This is a genomic window from Streptomyces canus, assembly GCF_030815415.1.
In the GTDB taxonomy this organism is placed as follows: Bacteria; Actinomycetota; Actinomycetes; order Streptomycetales; family Streptomycetaceae; genus Streptomyces; species Streptomyces canus_F.
The window spans coordinates 2,900,363-2,918,721 of sequence record NZ_JAUSWW010000001.1; the positions used below are offsets into that span (position 1 = coordinate 2,900,363).

The following is an 18,359-nucleotide window of genomic DNA, read 5'->3' on the forward strand; positions in this document are numbered from 1 at the left end:
TGCCGGGCATGCCCTGCCCTGCCGACGGGATTCCGCCGGCAGGGCAGGCGCCTCATGCGTCCCTGGATCCGGCGGACCGCGTCCGTACGACGGCGAACGCGGCCGCGGCCAGCCCGAGAACGCCCACGATCAGCCCGGCGATGCCGAGCCCGCGTGCCGTCGAGTCGCTGCTGTCGGCGGCCGCCTCCTGGGTTTTCGCCGGAGTGGCAGCGTTACCACCACCGCCCTCCTTGGCGGTGAGCTTCACGACCGGGGCCGGGTTCTCCGGCTCCTCGTCGCCCTGCGCGGCCTCCTCGATCCAGCGGACGGTCTTGCCGTCGGAGTAGGTCTGCAGGGCCTTGAAGGCCAGCCGGCCGGTGTCGTCGGGCAGCTGTCCGAAGGCGACGTCGAAGTCCTCGTAGTGCCCGGCTCCGATCTTCCCTCCGGTCCAGGTGATCTCGGAGACGGCGTCGGTGATGGTGCCGTCGTCCGTCGTGACCGGCGTCTTGAGCCTGGTGTCGGTGACCTTCGCGGTCCAGCCGTCCCGCGGCGCGACGAGCACGCCGAGGAGGGGGTGGTCGGTGGGCAGGAAGATCTGGACCTTGGTCGTGGAGGCGGAGTCCTCCTCGTCGGGGACGCGGAAGGTCAGGGTGCCGTCGGTGGCTCCCCTGGCGTAGCTCTCCGGGTGGACGGTGACATGCGCGGAGGCGGCACCGGCGGCGGTGAGGACTCCGACCGCGGCGAGGGCGATGACGGCGCCGGCGCGGCGCGGGGTGGTGGACATGGCTGAGTGGATCTCCGTACTGCGGAAGGGATGTCGGGGTTCAGACGGCGTACGACATCCCGGCGGGCGGCCCGCGCCGGTGAACGGCGTAGCGCAGCCACGCCTGCCGCGGCGACCACGTCCGGTCGCCGGCCCGGCGCACGGGCTCCGGTCCGCTGGGCACGCCCCGGAAGCCATCGGCCGCCCGCCACCAGGCGGCGAGCCCCGGCACGAAGGCGACCGCCCACCGCAGCAGGGACCACAGCGCGGCCTCACCGCGCCGCAGCCACCAGGTCAGCAGGAGCGCCGCCCCGACGTGGGCGGCGGTGGCGTGGGGTGCGGACGCATGGAGGTGCGGAGCCATGCGCATGCCGGGCATGACGATCCCGGCGTGCGGCCGGGCGGCGCCGAACACGAGGTGCAGCCCGCCCTGGGCGGCCGACGTCCCGCCACCGATACCGACCAGCGACCGCTCACGCCCGCCCAGCAGCAGAGCGGCCACGAAGACCGCCAGACCCCCGGCGCCCTGCATCGACACCGGCGGCGCCACCCCCACGGCCAGCACATGTCCTCCGGTGGCCAGCAGCACACACAGCACGGCGAACACCGCCGCACGCAGGCTCCGCACCCCCGGGGACGCACTCATGCCACCCGATGCTGCCATGCGGTCGAAGCCTCCCCCACGCTGCCTACCGACAGTTCGCCCCCTGGCTCACCGTGCCGCCGCCTCGGGTTCGTCCGTCGCGGACGGGTGGACGTACCTGTCCTCGCCGAACGGGGTGAACCACGAACCGAACGCGATGGGCGCGCCGTCGAGCCCGACCCCCAGGGCGGACGCGTCGATCCCGTCCGTCGCACCGTCGTAGAGCCACTCGTGGTCCATGTCCTCGTACGCGTTCCCGGCGAACGCGTCGAGAGCCGCCGCCACCTCGTCATCGAGCAGCCCGTGCAGCTCCAGGGTCACGATGGCCTGGCTCAGGAGGAACCGCAGGGCGAGTTCCTCTGCGACACAGCTGAGCCGCTCGAAGCTCCCGTCGGTGAAGCGGGTGGTCATGGCGATCACCGTCACCAGGAAGCGGCGGGCGAAGCGGGCGTCGTACTGGAGCGCGTACCGGTCGGGCAGGCGCTCCAAGTGCCACAGGGGGCCCTCGCATTCCGCGACGGTGGTGTCCTCCTGCGTCAGGACCTGCACGTCCTCGAACAGCTCGTCCACCAGGATGTCGATCGCGTGGACCAACGCGCCGGCGGCGAGTGCGGCGCTCGCCGGCGAAACGGTGAACTCGCCGTCGCCGTCCGCCCTCCCGTCGCCTTCCTCGCCGGGCACACCGAACACGGCCGGTGGAAAGGACCGCAGTTCGGCCGCCACCCCCAGCATCCGGCTCCGCACCGCGGCGGCCTTCGCCTCACCGTCGTACGCCTCCTCGGCGCCTTCCGGCGTGGGGCCCCCGGTGTGCCGTGCCTTGCGGGTGGCGGGATCGTCGGGCGGGGCATCGGGACCTTCGGCCGCGTCGAGGCTCTTCCTCGCCAGGTCCTGGTGCAGCTCCACCTCGCATCGCTCGATCGTCCAGTCCGCCAACAGTTCGGAGCGCTCCAGCAGTTCGTCCACGAGCGCCCGCACCGAGTCCTCGGCGAACTCCAGCGCCGGAGCGTCCACGATCACCTTCAGAAGCGCGCCACCGGGGTGGACGGCCACGATGGTGTCCAGCAGCTCGACCGCCACGCCGTCGGGCCCTTCGATCGCCCGGACGGAATCGAATCCGTCCTCGACGAGCGCCACGGCTCCGGCGCGCTGAAGCGGGTCCATCTCCGGAGTGCCCTCCGGGATGCAGGTGTCCACGGTCACTACGTACGTCACAGGAGCGAGCCTTACAGGAAAGCACCGTTCGCGCGACGCATTGGGCCTGTCCACGAGGCGAACTCGGTGCGGCTGCCCGGCGAGGACCGCGACAAACCACCCGTCACACCAGCCGCCTGATCTCTCCGCGCACCCGGTAGAAGCCGCCCGCGGAGGAGTGCAGCGCGTCCACCACATACCGTGCGCCGGGCTGGCGTATCGCACGGGGGAACTGGACGTTCCAACTCGGCTCATAGCCCTCGGAGACCACATGCACCCGCACGCGGCCTCCGTGCTCGACGCACTCCACGACGACTCCGCTCCCCGCCGCGGGCACGGCGCTGACCGTGGCGACGGAGGCGGCGGTGGTCAGCGGTGCGTACGTCGGCAGGGCCGCCGCCAGTTTGACGTCCGCGGCGACCGGGACGGTGCCCGACTGGGCGGCGTTGATCGCGGCCTCGCTCGCGTCGATGCAGGCGAGCGAGCCGTCCGTGGAGACGATGTACAGCCTTTCGTCGTGGTACTGCATGGAGAGCGCCGAGCCACCACCCGTGCCGAGCTTCCACAGCCGGGCGCCGTCCGCGGTGAAGCAGTAGACCGAGGAGGCGGAGTCGCCCGCGAAGACGTACCGCCCGCCGGGGGAGGTGGCGCACGAGTACACCGCGGCATCGCACTGGTAGGTGGCCTCGACCCACCCGGAGGACTTCGCGAGCCGCTGCACGACCCGCCGCCCCGTCCCGGCGTAGACCGCGTCCTCCTCCTGCCAGCCGAAGAGCACATTGCCGCTGGTCGCGGTGTGCCAGAGCTGACCGGTGCCGTTCGCCGCGTAGGCCGTCACACCGCCGCTGTGCCCGTGGTAGACGGCGCGGTCGTCGGCCCGCACCATCCACCCCTGCTCGCCGGAGGAGTTGCGCGACCACTGGAGCTCGTCCTCGTGGTCGATGACCGTCAGACCGCCGTTGCGGTCGGAGACGTTCAGCACGCCCGCGTGGATGTCCAGCCAGAAGATGTCCACCTCGGCCGCGATCTCGTAGGCGGCGAACGGCACCTTCGCCGAGAGGTCGTACACCCGGCCGTCGTCACAGCCCGCGTAGATCCAGAAGTCGTCCGCCACCAGGCACTTCACACCGTCGGGCAGGGAGTAGTGAGCCAGCACCTCACCGTCATGGCTCAGGTTGTAGACACTGCCGTGCTGGTTGCCGACCCAGCAGCGGTCCTCGTCGACATGGATTCCGAACGCCGACGCGCCCGTACGGAACCGCCACAGCACCGGCGCGGTCGCCCGCGCCGTGGACGGGGCGGACGTCACCTGACGGCGCGTCACGGGACGGGCCGCACGCTGCCCTCGCACAGCCGGCGCGTACCCCTTGCGCACCTTCTCGGCGATCTTCTTCGCCGCCGCCGCGTTCGCCTTCCCCACCGTCGGGAACGCGGAGGTCTGACGCTGCCCGTCCACACCGATCCGCCCGTACCGCACGGAGACGGTGGTCCCCTCGACGGTCACCTCATAGAACTTGTGGGCACCGCCGCTCTCCTGAGACAGCTCCAGATACGTCGTGCTCCCCGACTGTCGTCCCTGCGCAGCGGACACAGCACACCCCTCCCCAAGACCCCGGTCGACCGCGACGGCCGATCCCCAGTGATTCCAAAATAGAGGTCACCACTGACAACGCGGCCCGCGACCGGATCCGGGGAGGGGAGGGGAGGGCTTCCAGGACTCGGTTCAGCGCCCCTTGGAGGCAGGCTCCAGAATCGCCACGCACTCCATGTGATGGGTCATCGGGAACAGATCGAACACCCGCAGCGACCGCACCCGGTACCCCCCGTCCCGGAAGTACCCCAGGTCCCGGGCCAGCGCCGCGGGATCGCACGCGACGTACGCGATCCGCCGCGCCCCCAGCGACGACATGTGCTCGACCGTCTTGCGCCCCGCCCCCGCGCGCGGCGGGTCCAGGACGATCAGATCGACCTCGGTGATCCCGGTGCGCGGGAGGACGGTCTCGACCTTGCCCTGTTCGATGCGGACGCGATCGAAGGCGGCGAGGTTGTGCCGGGCGTCCTCCACCGCGCGCTTGCCGGACTCGATGCCGAGGACGGCCCCCTTCTCACCGAGCCGGTCGGCGAGGGCGCCCGCGAACAGGCCGACGCCGCAGTACAGGTCCAGCGCCATGTCGCCCTTGCGCGGCAGCAGGCCCTGCATGACGGCCTTGACCAACGTGTCGGCGGCCATCGGGTGGACCTGCCAGAAGCCGCCGCTGCCCACCCGGTGGGTACGGCCGTCGGCCCGCTCGCGCACGAAGGCGCGGCCGTGGACCCGGTGGATGCCGCCGTCGTGCTCCTCGACGCGCATCACGGAGACGGGCTTGTCGAGCTCCACGAGGGGAAGGCGGGCACCCGGACGGGGTTCCAGGATCACCATACGGTCCTGCGAACCCGTCGCGGCGATCGCCTCGACCGACGCCATCCCGGACCAGTCACGGTCCTCGATGCCCAGCTCGCTGACGCCCGGCGCCGCGATCATGCAGTGCTCGACCGGCTCGACCTCGTGCGAGCGGTGGCGGCGTAGCCCCGCGTTGCCGTCGGCGTCCACCGCGTACTGCACCCGGGTCCGCCACTGCGGCACCTGGCCCGCCGGGAGCTTGTCGCCCTCGGCGGGCAGCACGGTGCCGTCCCAGCCGGCCTCCTCGGGCGTGAGCCCCGCGAGCCGCTGCAACTGCTCGGCGACGACCTCGCCCTTGAGCCGGCGCTGGGCCCCGGGCTTGGCGTGCTGCCAGTCGCAGCCGCCGCAGCGGCCGGGCCCGGCGTAGGGACAGGGCGCCTCGATACGGTCCTTGGAGGCTTCCAGGACCTCGACGGCGTCCGCCCGCAGGAACCGGGCGCCCTCCTCGCCGTCGGTCACCCGGGCCACGACCCGCTCACCGGGAAGGGTGTGCCGGACGAACAGCACCTGGCCGTCGGACGTACGGGCGATGCAGTGCCCGCCGTGCGCGACGGGGCCGACCTCGACCTCGTAGTCGACCCCCACCAGTGATTTCTTCGGTTCTGCCTGCATGGCGGGGAGACTCCACAACGATCGAGTGAGGGATGGACCACGGGACCGGCCCACGGGATGGGCCGACAACAACCCACCACTCTACTTCGGCGTCGACGCCTCCTTCGCCCGCTCCTCCGCGGGCCCCCGCCGCACCGCGCCCGGCGCGTTCCAGTCCTGCCGCTTGCGGGCCCGCTTCTTCGCCGCCTCCGACGACTGCAACTGGTACGGCACCGAGGTCACCATGACCCCCGGCGTGAACAGCAGCCGGCCCTTGAGCCGCAGCGCGCTCTGGTTGTGCAGCAGATGCTCGTACCAGTGGCCGACCACGTACTCCGGGATGATCACGGACACCACGTCCCGCGGCGACTCCTTGCGCAGGCTCTTCACGTACTCGATGACCGGCCGCGTGATCTCGCGGTACGGCGAGTCCAGCACCTTCAGCGGTACGTCGATCCCGCGCCGCTCCCACTCCTCGCGCAGCGCCTTGGTCTCCGCCGGGTCGACGTTGACGCTCAGGGCTTCCAGCGTGTCCGAGCGCATCAGCTTGGCGTACGCCAGGGCTCGCAGCGTGGGGCGGTGGATCTTGGAGATGAGGACGACGGAGTGGACGCGGGACGGTCGTACGCTGTCGTCGCTCGGGCCCTCGGGGGCCGCGATCTCCTCGGCCACCCGGTCGTAGTGCTTACGGATCGCGGACATCGTCGCGTAGAAGATCACCATGCCGAGCAGGGCGACCCAGGCGCCGTGCGTGAACTTGGTGACCAGGACGACGACCAGCACCAGGCCGGTGAAGAAGGCACCGAAGGCGTTGATGGCCCGGGAGCGGACCATGTGGCGGCGCTTGGCCCCGTCCTTCTCGGCGGCCAGGTGGCGGTTCCAGTGCCGGACCATGCCGGTCTGGCTCAGTGTGAAGGACACGAACACGCCGACGATGTAGAGCTGGATCAGCCGCGTCGAGTCGGCGCCGTAGATCCACACCAGCAGTCCGGCGGCGCCGGCGAGCAGCACGATGCCGTTGGAGAAGGCGAGCCGGTCGCCGCGGGTGTGCAGCTGGCGCGGGAGGTAGCGGTCCTGGGCGAGGATCGAGCCGAGCAGCGGGAAGCCGTTGTACGCCGTGTTCGCGGCGAGGAACAGCACCAGCGCGGTGGCCGCGGCCAGGACGATGAACAGGAAGCTGCCCTTGCCGAAGACGGCCTCGGCGACCTGGGAGATCACCGGGTTCTGGACGTAGTCGGAGCCGATGGCGGCGCCGTCCTTCAGCAGGTCCACGGCCGGGTTCTCGGCCATGCGGACCTTCGTCACCATGGCCAGCGCGATGATGCCGCAGAACATGGTGACGGCGAGCAGACCCATCGCCGCGAGCGTGGTCGCGGCGTTCTTCGACTTGGGCTTGCGGAAGGCCGGGACGCCGTTGGAGATCGCCTCGACGCCGGTGAGGGCGGCACACCCGGAGGAGAAGGCGCGCAGCAGGAGGAAGACCAGGGCGAAGCCCGCCAGGCCCTGGTGTTCGGCCTTGATCTCGTACGACGCCGTCGGCGCCCGCATGGTCTCGTCGAGGACCAGTCCGCGGAACGCCCCCCACGCGATCATGATGAAGACGCCCACGACGAAGACGTACGTCGGGATCGCGAACAGCGAGCCGGACTCCCTCACGCCCCGCAGGTTCATCAGGGTGAGCAGCACGATCACGGCGGTCGCGCAGAGCACCTTGTGCTCGACGACGAAGGGCACCGCGGAGCCGAGGTTCTCGATGCCGGAGGCGATCGAGACGGCCACGGTCAGGACGTAGTCGACGAGCAGGGCGCTGGCGACGGTGAGGCCGGCCTTGGGGCCGAGGTTGGTGTTGGCGACCTCGTAGTCACCGCCCCCGCTCGGGTAGGCGTGGACGTTCTGTCGATAGGAGGCGACCACCGTGAACATCAGCACGACGACCGCGACGGCGATCCAGGGGCTGAAGTGGTAGGCCGACACACCCGCGATGGACAGGACCAGCAGGACCTCGCCAGGCGCGTACGCCACGGAGGACAGCGGGTCGGAGGCGAAGACGGGGAGGGCGATGCGCTTCGGCAGGAGCGTTTCCCCCAGCCGGTCACTGCGCAGTGCGCGCCCGATCAGAATCCGCTTGGGCACGTCGGTCAGTTTGGACACGACAGAACATCGTAGGCGTTCGAACGGGTGCCCAACCACTCGCCACCCCGCTTGTGCCCTCCGGGTGAAAACACGAGGCGCCCCGGCTGCGGATTCCGCAGGTGGCCGGATGCGCATGCCTATATGACAAAAACCCGTCTGTCGCCCGGGCAGTACCTGCCTCTCGCCGCCCCCTGGAGGTCCCATGCACGCCACCGCGGAGCTGATCGGTGCCGCCGGCACCCTCGTCGGCCTCGGAATCCTGACCTTGGTGAGTGTCCGCAGCATCAGCCGCCGCTGATCGTCCCGATCCCCGGGACAACCGTGCACAGGGGTGCCGCCGTCCCACCGTGCGTGTGTAGCTTGGGCGACGGTCTGAGACCCTGATGGGGCTGAGCAGTATCTCTTGACACCGGAAGGACGGTCGTGCACATCGTCATCATGGGCTGCGGCAGAGTGGGTTCCGCTCTCGCCCAGACCCTGGAGCAACAGGGGCACACGGTCGCCGTGATCGACCAGGACCCCACCGCCTTCCGACGACTGGGCTCCGGGTTCGGAGGCCGGCGTGTCACCGGAGTCGGCTTCGACCAGGACACCCTGCGCGAGGCCGGCATCGAGGAGGCCGGTGCCTTCGCCGCCGTCTCCAGCGGTGACAACTCCAACATCATCGCCGCCCGGGTGGCCCGCGAGATGTTCGGCATCGAGAACGTCGCGGCCCGGATCTACGACCCCCGCCGCGCCGAGGTCTACCAGCGTCTGGGCATCCCGACGGTGGCCACGGTCCGCTGGACGGCCGACCAGATGCTGCGCCGGCTGCTGCCCTCGGGTGCCGAGCCGCTGTGGCGCGACCCCACCGGTGGCGTCCAACTGGCCGAGGTGCACACCTCCGCCTCCTGGGTGGGCCAGCGGATCAGCCGGCTCCAGGAGGAGACGGGCGTCCGCGTGGCGTTCCTGACCCGTCTCGGCGAGGCGATCCTGCCGAGCTCGCAGACGGTGTTGCAGGAGGGCGACCTGGTGCACGTGATGATGCGCACCGACGAGGTCGACAAGGTCGAGGCGTCCTTCGCCAAGGGCCCCGAGGAAGAAGGCGGTCACTGATGAGGGTCGCCATTGCCGGTGCCGGTGCGGTGGGCCGCTCGATCGCGGGCGAACTGCTGGAGAACGGCCACGAGGTCCTGCTCGTCGACAAGGCGCCGACCGCCATCTCGGTCGAGCGCGTCCCCCAGGCGGAGTGGCTGCTGGCCGACGCCTGCGAGATCACGTCCCTGGACGAGGCGGCGCTGCAGCGCTGCAACGTGGTGATCGCCGCGACGGGCGACGACAAGGTGAACCTGGTCGTCTCGCTGCTCGCGAAGACGGAGTACGGCGTCCCGCGCGTCGTCGCCCGGGTGAACAACCCGAAGAACGAGTGGCTCTTCAACGAGTCCTGGGGCGTGGACGTCGCCGTCTCCACCCCGCGTCTGATGTCGGCCCTGGTCGAGGAGGCGGTGAGCGTCGGCGATCTGGTCCGGCTGCTCCGCTTCAGCCACGGTGACGCCAACCTCGTCGAGCTGACCCTGCCCGAGGAGTCGGCCCTGGCCGGCACCCAGGTCGGCGACGTCGAGTGGCCGCAGGACACGTCCCTGGTGACGATCATCCGCGGCACCCGTGTCCTCACCCCGACCCCGGACGACTCCCTGGAGGCCGGCGACGAACTCCTCTTCGTGGCCGCTCCGGCCCGCGAGGAGCAGCTGGAGGACCTGCTGTCGGTGCGCCGCGAGGACACGACGAGCTGACGTCGTCCGGCGTTACGACGAGGGAGGGCGCCCCGGGATTCCCGGGGCGCCCTCCCTCGTCGTAACGGAAGTCCTCGAAACTACGCGTCGCGCCGGTGCCGGGCGGCGCCGGTCGTCTCGCCGCGCTCCTCGGCCAGTGCCGCCTTGCGCTCTTCCTCCGCCTTCTCGGCCGCCTCCATCTCCGCGAACACGTCGATGGGCGCCGGGGCCTTCGCAAGGAAGACCCAGGTCAGCCAGACGGCGAGCAGGAAGGGCGGGATCTTCAGCCCGACCAGCACCCAGCCCAGCTGTGCCGTGTCGGCCCACCAGTACAGCGGGAAGAGGATGGCGCACTTGGCGAGCAGGATCGCGCCCCACGCGTAACTGGCCTTGGCGTACGCCTTCTTGCGGCCCGGGTTGCGGGTGCGCCAGGAGAGGTTCTCCTTGAAGACCGGGCCGAGGATCAGACCGATCAGCGGGACCCCGCACAGCGTGGTGATGATGTAGGCCAGGCCCAGGCCCAGCGTGTAGAGCATGCCGGGCAGGTAGAAGTCCTTGGCGTTGCCCGTCATCATCGCGAAGACGACACCGAAGGCGACGCCGAAGACACCGCTGAAGGCGTGCTTGACGGTGTCCTTCGTCACCAGGCGGACCACGACCAGGATCAGCGACACCGCGAGCGCGGCGATCGCGGACATGTGGAGGTCCTTGTTGATCGTGTAGATCGTGACGAAGAGGAGGCCCGGCAGCACCGTCTCCACCATGCCCCGCAGGCCTCCGAAGGCCTCGAACAGCGCGGCCTCGGTCACCGCCCGGGCGTCGTGCTGCTCAGTGTCTTCCGTCGGCTTGTCGAGCGACGTCACCGGCTACTCCCTACCGAGGGGTCTCAGTTCGTATTTCGGGTTGAACAGCACCCGGCGGCCCCGGCTCATCGAGATCCGGCCCGATGCGATCAGCTTGCGCCCCGGTTCGATCCCCACGATGGAGCGCCTGCCGAGCCACACCACGTCCAGTGCGGCGGAGCCGTCGAACAGCTCGGCCTCCAGCGCGGGGACACCGGCTCTGGGACGCAGCGTGACCGTGCGCAAGGTACCAGTAACGGTCACGATCTGTCGGTCGTGGCAGTCACCGATCTTGATGCAGCCTGCGGTCTCGGCGTCCTCCCGCAGCTCCTCCGACTCCAGGTCCTCCTGCGACGAGGAGAGCCTGTCGAGCATGCGCCGGAACCGGCCCACCGGCTTTTCGGAACGCGGAACAGCACTCATATGTGAAGCGTACCGGGGTGCACTGACACGTTCGTACCCGCAGTACTAGCCCTCGAACCGATAGCCCATCCCAGGCTCCGTGATGCTGCATCCCCCGGGGGACAACCCCCGGACCCCCGGCCGCCCAGCAGCTCAGTTCTCGAACCGATAGCCCATCCCAGGCTCCGTGATGAAGTGCCGGGGATGCGAGGGGTCCGCCTCCAGCTTTCTGCGCAGTTGGGCCATGTAGACCCGCAGGTAGTTCGTCTCGGTTCCGTACGAGGGCCCCCACACCTCCTGGAGCAGCTGTTTCTGGCTGACCAGACGGCCGGTGTTGCGCACCAGCACCTCCAGCAGGTGCCACTCCGTGGGGGTCAGTCGTACGTCCTTGCCGGCCCGGTTGACCTTCTTCGCGGCGAGGTCGACGGTGAACTCCTCGGTCTCCACCGTCGTCACGTCGTCCTCGCCCGGTCCGACCGGCTCGGCCCGCCGGACCGCCGCCCGCAGCCGGGCCAGCAGCTCGTCCATGCCGAAGGGCTTGGTGACGTAGTCGTCGGCGCCCGCGTCGAGGGCCTCGACCTTCTCGTCGGAGGAGTGCCGGGCGGACAGCACCAGGATCGGCACCCGGGTCCAGCCGCGCAGGCCCCGGATCACCTCGACGCCGTCCATGTCGGGCAGGCCGAGGTCGAGGACGACCACGTCGGGGTGGCGGGCGGCGGCCAGCTCGAGGGCGGTGGCGCCGTCGTGGGCCGCGTCGACCTCGTACTTGCGGGCCTTGAGGTTGATCACGAGGGCGCGCACGATCTGCGGCTCGTCTTCGATCACGAGCACCCGGGTCATGTGACCTGCCTTTCGGGTTGTACGACCGGTTGTGGCTCAGGCTGCGATCCTGCCGCCCTGAGCGTGAGGACCATCGTCAGGCCGCCGCCCGGCGTGTCCTCGGCGGTCAGCGTGCCCCTCATCGCCTCGGCGAAGCCCCTGGCCACCGCGAGGCCCAGCCCCACCCCGGCGCCGCGCGGGGCGTCGCCGTAGCGCTGGAAGGGCGCGAAGATGCGCTCCTTGGCCTCGTCGGGGACGCCGGGGCCGCGGTCGACCACCCGGACCTCGACCCGGTCGGCGATGGCACTGGCGGCCACCAGGACGGCCTGGCCGGGCGGGCTGTACTTGACGGCGTTCTCGACGAGGTTGGCCACGGACCGCTCCAGCAGTCCCGGGTCCACGGCGACCATGGGCAGCGTCTCGGGAATGTCCAGCCCGACGCTGTCCTCGGGCACTCCGCCCAGCGCCATGGGGACGACCTCGTCGAGGTCGACCTCCCGGATCAGCGGGGTGACGGTGCCGGTCTGGAGCCGGGACATGTCGAGGAGGTTCCCGACGAGGTGGTCGAGCCGGTCGGCCCCTTCCTCGATGCCCTCCAGCAGCTCCGCCCGGTCCTCCTCGGACCACTCCACGTCGTCGGACCGCAGGGAGGATACCGCCGCCTTGATCCCGGCCAGGGGCGTCCGCAGATCATGGCTCACGGCGGCGAGCAGCGCCGTCCGGATCCGGTTGCCCTCCGCCAGCGTGCGGGCCCGGTCGGCCTCCTCCTGGAGCCGCCGCCGGTCCAGCGCGACGGCCGCCTGCGCGGCGAATGCGGCCAGTACCCGGCGGTCCTCCGCGGGCAGCACCCGCCCGGTCAGCGCGAGGGCCATGTGGTCGCCGACCGGCACGTCCACGTCCGCGTCCTCCGGCCGCTCCACCGGGCGCCCGAGCCCGGCCCGGCCCGCGCAGGTCCACGGTTCGACGTCGCTCGCGCGCTCCAGCAGGGCCGCCGACTCCATCGCGAAGGTCTCCCGGACCCGCTCCAGCAGCTCCTCCAGGCCGGTCTCGCCGCGCAGCACGTTGCCGGCGAGGAAAGAGAGGATCTCCGACTCGGCCCGCAGCCGCGCCGCCTGGTGAGTACGCCGGGCCGCGAGGTCGACCACCGAGGAGACCGAGACGCCGACGCCGACGAAGATCGCGATGGCGACGATGTTCTTGGGGTCGGCGATGGTCCAGTGGTGCAGCGGCGGTGTGTAGAAGTAGTTCAACAGCAGGGAGCCGACCGCGGCCGAGGCCAGCGCGGGCGCCAGTCCGCCGAGCAGGGCGGCCGCGACCGTGACGGTCAGGAACAGCAGCATGTCGTTGGCCAGGCCGAGGTCGACGGTGCTGAGCAGCACGGCCAGGACCGGCGGGCCGGCCACCCCGACCGCCCAGCCCCGGATGATCCGGGCCCGCCCGAGCCGGGCGCCCCGGGCGACGGGCAGTCCGCGCCCCTTGGCGACCTCGTCGTGGGTGACGATGTGGACGTCCAGGTCGGGCCCGGACTCGCGGGCGACCGTGGCGCCGACACCGGGGCCGAAGACGTACTGCCAGGTCTTGCGGCGAGAGGACCCGAGGACGATCTGGGTGGCATTGGCGCCGCGTGCGAAGTCGAGCAGCGCCGCCGGTATGTCGTCGCCCACGACGTGGTGGAAGGTGCCGCCGAGGTCCTCGACGAGGGTGCGCTGGACGGCGAGTTCCTTGGGCGAGGCGGCGGTGAGTCCGTCGCTGCGGGCTATGTACACGGCCAGCACTTCCCCGCCGGCGCCCTTCTCGGCGAGCCGTGCGGCCCGCCGGATCAGCGTCCGCCCCTCCGGGCCGCCGGTCAGCCCGACCACGATCCGTTCCCGCGAACCCCAGATCTTCGACACCCGGTGCTCACTGCGGTACTGCTTGAGGTACTCGTCGACCCGGTCCGCCACCCACAGCAGCGCCAGCTCCCGCAAAGCGGTGAGGTTCCCGGGCCGGAAGTAGTTCGACAGCGCCGCGTCGACCTTGTCGGACCGGTAGATGTTGCCGTGCGCCATCCGCCTCCGCAGCGCCTGCGGCGACATGTCGACAAGCTCGATCTGATCCGCCCGCCGCACCACCTCGTCCGGCACGGTCTCCCGCTGCCGTACCCCGGTGATCGACTCGACGACGTCCCCCAGCGACTCCAGATGCTGGATGTTGACGGTCGACACCACGTCGACCCCGGCCGCGAGGAGTTCCTCCACGTCCTGCCACCGCTTGGCGTTGCGGGAGCCGGGGACGTTGGTGTGGGCGAGTTCGTCCACCAGGGCGACGGCGGGGGCGCGGCGCAGTACGGCGTCCACGTCCATCTCGGTGAAGGCGCTCCCCCGGTAGGCCGACTCCCGGCGCGGGATCTGCTCCAGACCGTGCAGCATCACCTCGGTGCGCGGTCGGCCGTGGTGCTCGACGAACGCCACCACGCAGTCGGTGCCCCGCTCCATCCTGCGGTGCCCCTCGGACAGCATCGCGTACGTCTTGCCGACGCCCGGTGCCGCACCGAGGTAGATCCGAAGCCTGCCGCGTCCCATGGGTCCCATTGTCTTTCGGTCATCACTGCCTGCGCAGCGTCGACCCTACGACCAGCAGTCGCGGCAAATGGAGCGGAGGGGCGCCGCCGCAGCCGTCTTTGACGCAACCCTGACGGCACACCCGCGACGGCCGGCCCTCCGCGGTCTCCCCGTCTAGACCTCGACGATCTCCCCGTCGCCCAGCTCCAGCACCCGGTCGGCGAGATCCAGCAGGGTCGCGTCGTGCGTGGCGACCAGCGCGGTGACGTTCTCGCTGCGTACGACGGCCCGCAGCAGCTCCATCACGGCGTGCCCGGTCTCCGCGTCGAGCTGACCGGTCGGCTCGTCGGCGATCAGCAGCGAGGGGCTGTTGGCGAGGGCGCGGGCGATGGCGACGCGCTGCTGCTGGCCGCCGGAGAGCTCGGTGGGCCGCTGTGCCGCGTGGTCGGCGAGGCCCACCAGGGACAGCAGCAGCTCGACGCGCTCCTCACGCGCGCGTGCCTCGGCCCGGCGCAGCCGCATCGGGACGCCGACGTTCTCGGCGGCGGTGAGGATCGGAATGAGCCCGAAGGACTGGAAGACGAAGCCGATGCTGTCGCGGCGCAGGGCGAGCAGCCCGTCCTCGTCGAGCCCGGCGAGGTCGCGGCCGTCGACCTCGACGCGCCCCTCGTCCGGGGTGTCGAGTCCGCCGACGATGTTGAGGAGCGTGGTCTTCCCGGACCCCGACCGTCCCTTCAGGGCGACGAGTTCACCGCGCGGCACCTCCAGGGAGACCCCGCGCAGGGCGTGGACGACGCCGGCTCCGCGCCCGAAGGACTTGTGGACGTTCTCGACCCGCACCATGGTCTCGGTGACCACCTGGCTCATCTGCCGCTCCCCCGTGACGCCTTCGACCGGGCGCCAGTATCCCCACCGGACGCCCGGCCGATCAACGGTTTCAGCTCAGGTTGTCCCCGTGGGTGAGGGTCTCCCAGGCCACGAACAGGTTGTTGCTGCCGGCCGGGCGGTTCCGTTCGGTCAGCGTCTGCGTATTAGCCATGCCCATGCCAATCCTGTTGTGCAGTGCGTTGTAGCCGACCTCGGTGACCGGCCCGAGGCCCAGATGCAGCGACCCACCGCACAGCCGGCTCGGCACGGCCGTACCCAGCTCGTACTTGGCCTGGAACCCGAGCGCCTGCCGCAGCCGCTCACCCACGTCGGTGCCGTACAGATCCTGCCCCTGGGTGCGGCTGGTCTCGGCGATGTGCGAGATCGCGGAGATGCCGTACCCGGTGTGCGTGAAGTCGCGGCAGGTCTCCTGGGTGAGGCCGGTGACGAAGGTGGACTGCCCCTGCCAGTACCTGACGACCTTGTCCCGGGTGTCGAGGTTCTGGCTCGGCACGGTCTTCGGCAGATCGCCGTCGGAGGCGAGATAGACGTAGGCGGCGGTACGGGTGCGGAACTTCACCACGGCCTTGTCGTACGAGGTCCGGTCCTCCAGGAAGACGGAGATGCCGACGGCGGCCTCCATCATCGACAGCTCCCAATTGCCGTTGGAGTTCGAGCCGTTGATGATCTCCGGGAGGTAGACGTCGCGGAGCATGGTCGCGAAACGCCCGGAGTTGGCCCAGCCGCCCGTGTACGTGTGCTTGATGATCTCGGCCGCCTTCGGCCAGGAGGAGCCGGCCCAGCCGGTCTGGAGGGGCGCGTTGCTGTTGGTGTGGTCCGTGATCACCGCCGACCAGGCGTCCATCAGCTGGATCGACTTCTTCGCGTAGCGCTCGTCACGGGTGATGTACCAGGCGAGCGCCTGCGTGTACGCGGCTATGGCGTCCTCGCGCTCGTCGGTGCAGCCGTAGTTAGGGTTCGAGTAGGAGCCGCACTCGACGACCGCGCGGGGCTTGGGCGTGCGGTTCAGATCGGCGTACCTGCTCGCCATCATCTGGTCGTAGGCGCCCTTCCAGGGCTGGGCGCCGGCGTTGACCTTGGATCGGGCGAAGTCCAACTGCCCCTTGGAGACGGTGACTCCGGGATGGGCGAAGGTGGTGGGAGCGGCGTCGGCGGGCCAGGCGAGGGCACCGGCGACGAGCGCGGCGACGGCGGCGAGGAGAGCGGTTCTGCGCATACGTGGAGGGCCTTCCGTTCTCGTATATGAACGCGAAGCGCCTTTATGAACAGACGCGTTGGCCGGAGACGGTAGGTACAGACCAATGCGCCGTCAAGGGTCCACGCACGAGAAAGGGCCGCACCCCCGGTGGGGGGTGCGGCCCTCGTGGTTCTACGACGCTCAGCGGACCTCGGTGATCTCCGGCCCGCGCTGGAGCTGGCCCATGCCGCCGGAGAAGCGGGAGCCCTCCTGTTCCTGCTGCTGGACACCCTCGGGGACCATCTGGGCGTCGTTCGGCAGCTTGAGGACGATCGGGTCGCGCGGGGCCATCGGGCCCTCGCCGCGGACCACGACCGTGTCCCGGAAGATCTGCTCGAGCAGACCCGCGGCCTGCGGCTGCACCGCGCCCTGGCCCGAGATCACACCGCGCAGGAACCAGCGCGGACCGTCCACGCCGACGAACCGCACGACCTGGAAACCGCCCGTGCCGTCCGGCAACTGCACCGGTACCTGGGCCCTCAGCTCCCAGCCCAGCGGGCCCTCGACCTCGTCGACGATGCCGCCCTGCTGGGTGATGCCGGTGGCGATCTCCTCGCGCACCTCGCCCCAGATGCCCTCGCGCTTGGGAGCGGCGAAGGCCTGCAGCTGGACGGCGCTGTCGCGCAGCACGACGGTCGCCGCGACGATCGCGTCACCCGCGACCTCGACCCGCAGCTCCATGCCGTCGACGCCGGGCACGAAGAGCCCGCCCAGGTCCACGCGGCCCTCGCCGGGCTCGCGCACCTCGGTGTCGTCCCAGGGCCCGTCGGGCCGCGGCTCGGGCTCGAGCCTCACGCGCTCGCGCGCGCCGTCCTCGTCGTCCGCCTCAGTGTCGACACTGTCGACGACCTGCTCGGCCTCGCCGGCCGCGTCCTCGGCGGCACCCTTCTTCTTGCGACGTCCGAACACGTCACTGTCCTTCCCGGTCGGATACGACCGAAGCGTATCGATTCCCACCCGTTGTGCCGCCGTCGGCGGCCTGACCGCTTGTGCTGCTCACCCCGGCCACCGCGGCGTGGCCTCCGGTGGACCCGAAGCCCCCTTCGGCCCGCGCCGAGTCGGGAAGTTCCGCGACCTCCTGGAAGCGGACCCGTTCGACCTGCTGGACGACCAGTTGGGCGATCCGGTCGAAGCGCTCGAACCGCACCACCTCGCGCGGGTCGAGATTCACCACGATCACCTTGATCTCCCCACGGTACCCGGCATCAACCGTCCCCGGGGCATTCACGAGAGCGACACCGCAGCGGGCGGCGAGGCCGGATCGGGGGTGCACGAAGGCCGCGTAGCCCGCCGGGAGCGCCACAGACACCCCGGTGGGCAGCACGGCCCGCTCGCCCGGCTTCAGTTCACAGCTCTCGGTGGTGCGCAGATCGGCCCCCGCGTCACCGGGGTGCGCGTACGACGGAAGCGGTACGTCGGGGTCGACGCGCCGGATCAGCACGCTCAGGGGTTCACGGCTCACGGGTTCACCTCGAAGGCACGGGCACGCCGGACCTGGTCCGGGTCGTCCATGGCGGCCCGGATCTCCTCCGGGCGGCCGTTGTCGATGAAGTGGTCGACCTTCACCTCGATGAAGAGCGCCTCGGCACGGACGGCGACGGGCCCGTCGGGGCCGCCGATCCGTCCGGTGGCGGTCGAGTAGATCTTCCGTCCCGCGACGGCCGTCACCTCGGCCTCCAGATGGAGCACCGTGCCCACCGGGACGGGCCGCGCGAAGTCGGTCTCCAGGCGTCCGGTCACCGCGATCGTCCGCAGCAGCCAGTTCAGCGAGCCGAGGGTCTCGTCGAGGGCGGTCGCGAGCACGCCGCCGTGCGCGAGGCCCGGTGCGCCCTGGTGGGCGGACCGCACGGTGAACTCGGCGGTGACCGAGACCCCTTCGCCGGCCCGGGCCTCCAGGTGCAGTCCGTGGGCCTGCTCGCCGCCGCAGCCGAAGCACTGGCCGTAGTGCGCGCCGAGGAGCTCGCCAGGTGCGGGCGCGTCGGGGTGACGCACCGGCTGCACGGCGTCGGCGGGAGGCTGAAGAGCTGCGGAACTACCACTCACAGCCGCAGACCTTACCCGCCCGCCCGCCTCCCACCGCCACCCTGCCTGACAGCGCTTCGCACTGGCTCCCCCTGACAGCGGCCTGGTTCTCACACCG

General features: G+C 70.8%; 17 protein-coding genes. 2 read left to right on the top strand and 15 right to left on the bottom strand.

All coding sequences use genetic code 11. From position 1 onward, the window contains the following. Window positions 1-52: 52 nt before the first annotated feature. The 6 genes from QF037_RS13305 to QF037_RS13330 all read right to left on the bottom strand — a co-directional run bounded on the left by QF037_RS13305 (window position 53) and on the right by QF037_RS13330 (window position 7,758). Window positions 53-763 (bottom strand): YcnI family copper-binding membrane protein, encoded by a 711-nt coding sequence (locus QF037_RS13305; RefSeq protein ID WP_307024889.1) that lies wholly within the window; start codon window positions 761-763, stop codon window positions 53-55. A gap of 40 nt (window positions 764-803) precedes the next feature. Continuing rightward, window positions 804-1,388: a hypothetical protein gene (locus QF037_RS13310; protein WP_307024891.1), complete on the bottom strand. Its 585-nt coding sequence runs from the start codon at window positions 1,386-1,388 to the stop codon at window positions 804-806. Between the two features lie 66 nt (window positions 1,389-1,454). Further along, window positions 1,455-2,597, bottom strand: a complete 1,143-nt coding sequence (locus QF037_RS13315; protein WP_307024893.1) for a hypothetical protein — start codon at window positions 2,595-2,597, stop codon at window positions 1,455-1,457. A 103-nt stretch (window positions 2,598-2,700) separates the two neighbouring features. Next, entirely contained in the window at window positions 2,701-4,167 is a 1,467-nt protein-coding gene (locus QF037_RS13320) for a WGR domain-containing protein (protein WP_307024895.1), read from the bottom strand. A gap of 132 nt (window positions 4,168-4,299) precedes the next feature. Continuing rightward, on the bottom strand, window positions 4,300-5,628 hold the full coding sequence (locus QF037_RS13325) for a class I SAM-dependent RNA methyltransferase (RefSeq protein ID WP_307024897.1): 1,329 nt from the start codon (window positions 5,626-5,628) through the stop codon (window positions 4,300-4,302). An 81-nt stretch (window positions 5,629-5,709) separates the two neighbouring features. Beyond that, a complete protein-coding gene (locus tag QF037_RS13330; protein WP_307024899.1) occupies window positions 5,710-7,758 on the bottom strand; it encodes an APC family permease in 2,049 nt (682 codons plus the stop codon). 405 nt (window positions 7,759-8,163) lie between these two features. On the opposite strand from QF037_RS13330, the gene QF037_RS13335 reads away from it, so the two are divergent. Both QF037_RS13335 and QF037_RS13340 read left to right on the top strand, forming a co-directional pair. Then, a complete protein-coding gene (locus tag QF037_RS13335; RefSeq protein WP_046257105.1) occupies window positions 8,164-8,835 on the top strand; it encodes a potassium channel family protein in 672 nt (223 codons plus the stop codon). Beyond that, window positions 8,835-9,512 carry a potassium channel family protein gene (locus tag QF037_RS13340; protein WP_307024901.1) on the top strand — a complete coding sequence of 226 codons (678 nt, stop codon included), beginning with the start codon at window positions 8,835-8,837 and terminating at the stop codon, window positions 9,510-9,512. The genes QF037_RS13335 and QF037_RS13340 overlap by 1 nt, the downstream gene beginning before the upstream one ends. An 80-nt stretch (window positions 9,513-9,592) precedes the next feature. On the opposite strand, the gene QF037_RS13345 is transcribed toward QF037_RS13340, so the two are convergent. The 9 genes from QF037_RS13345 to QF037_RS13385 form a co-directional block, all read right to left on the bottom strand. Then, on the bottom strand, window positions 9,593-10,354 hold the full coding sequence (locus QF037_RS13345; protein ID WP_307024903.1) for a DUF3159 domain-containing protein: 762 nt from the start codon (window positions 10,352-10,354) through the stop codon (window positions 9,593-9,595). A 3-nt stretch (window positions 10,355-10,357) separates the two neighbouring features. Then, window positions 10,358-10,756 carry an OB-fold nucleic acid binding domain-containing protein gene (locus QF037_RS13350; RefSeq protein WP_046257102.1) on the bottom strand — a complete coding sequence of 133 codons (399 nt, stop codon included), beginning with the start codon at window positions 10,754-10,756 and terminating at the stop codon, window positions 10,358-10,360. Window positions 10,757-10,888: 132 nt separating this feature from the next. Beyond that, window positions 10,889-11,575, bottom strand: coding sequence for a response regulator (locus QF037_RS13355; protein WP_307024906.1), 687 nt, complete (start codon window positions 11,573-11,575; stop codon window positions 10,889-10,891). After that, window positions 11,572-14,115, bottom strand: coding sequence for a sensor histidine kinase (locus QF037_RS13360; RefSeq protein WP_307024908.1), 2,544 nt, complete (start codon window positions 14,113-14,115; stop codon window positions 11,572-11,574). The genes QF037_RS13355 and QF037_RS13360 overlap by 4 nt, the downstream gene beginning before the upstream one ends. A 153-nt stretch (window positions 14,116-14,268) precedes the next feature. After that, window positions 14,269-14,961, bottom strand: a complete 693-nt coding sequence (locus QF037_RS13365; protein WP_046257099.1) for an ABC transporter ATP-binding protein — start codon at window positions 14,959-14,961, stop codon at window positions 14,269-14,271. Between the two features lie 70 nt (window positions 14,962-15,031). Then, window positions 15,032-16,198, bottom strand: coding sequence for an alginate lyase family protein (locus tag QF037_RS13370; protein WP_307024910.1), 1,167 nt, complete (start codon window positions 16,196-16,198; stop codon window positions 15,032-15,034). Window positions 16,199-16,360: 162 nt separating this feature from the next. Beyond that, on the bottom strand, window positions 16,361-17,128 hold the full coding sequence (locus QF037_RS13375; protein WP_307024912.1) for a DUF3710 domain-containing protein: 768 nt from the start codon (window positions 17,126-17,128) through the stop codon (window positions 16,361-16,363). A gap of 1 nt (window position 17,129) precedes the next feature. Then, window positions 17,130-17,681: a dUTP diphosphatase gene (dut, locus tag QF037_RS13380; RefSeq protein WP_307024914.1), complete on the bottom strand. Its 552-nt coding sequence runs from the start codon at window positions 17,679-17,681 to the stop codon at window positions 17,130-17,132. Further along, complete coding sequence (locus tag QF037_RS13385) at window positions 17,678-18,262, bottom strand: PaaI family thioesterase (protein WP_307024916.1); 585 nt, start codon at window positions 18,260-18,262, stop codon at window positions 17,678-17,680. The genes dut and QF037_RS13385 overlap by 4 nt, the downstream gene beginning before the upstream one ends. Between the last annotated feature and the right edge of the window lie 97 nt (window positions 18,263-18,359).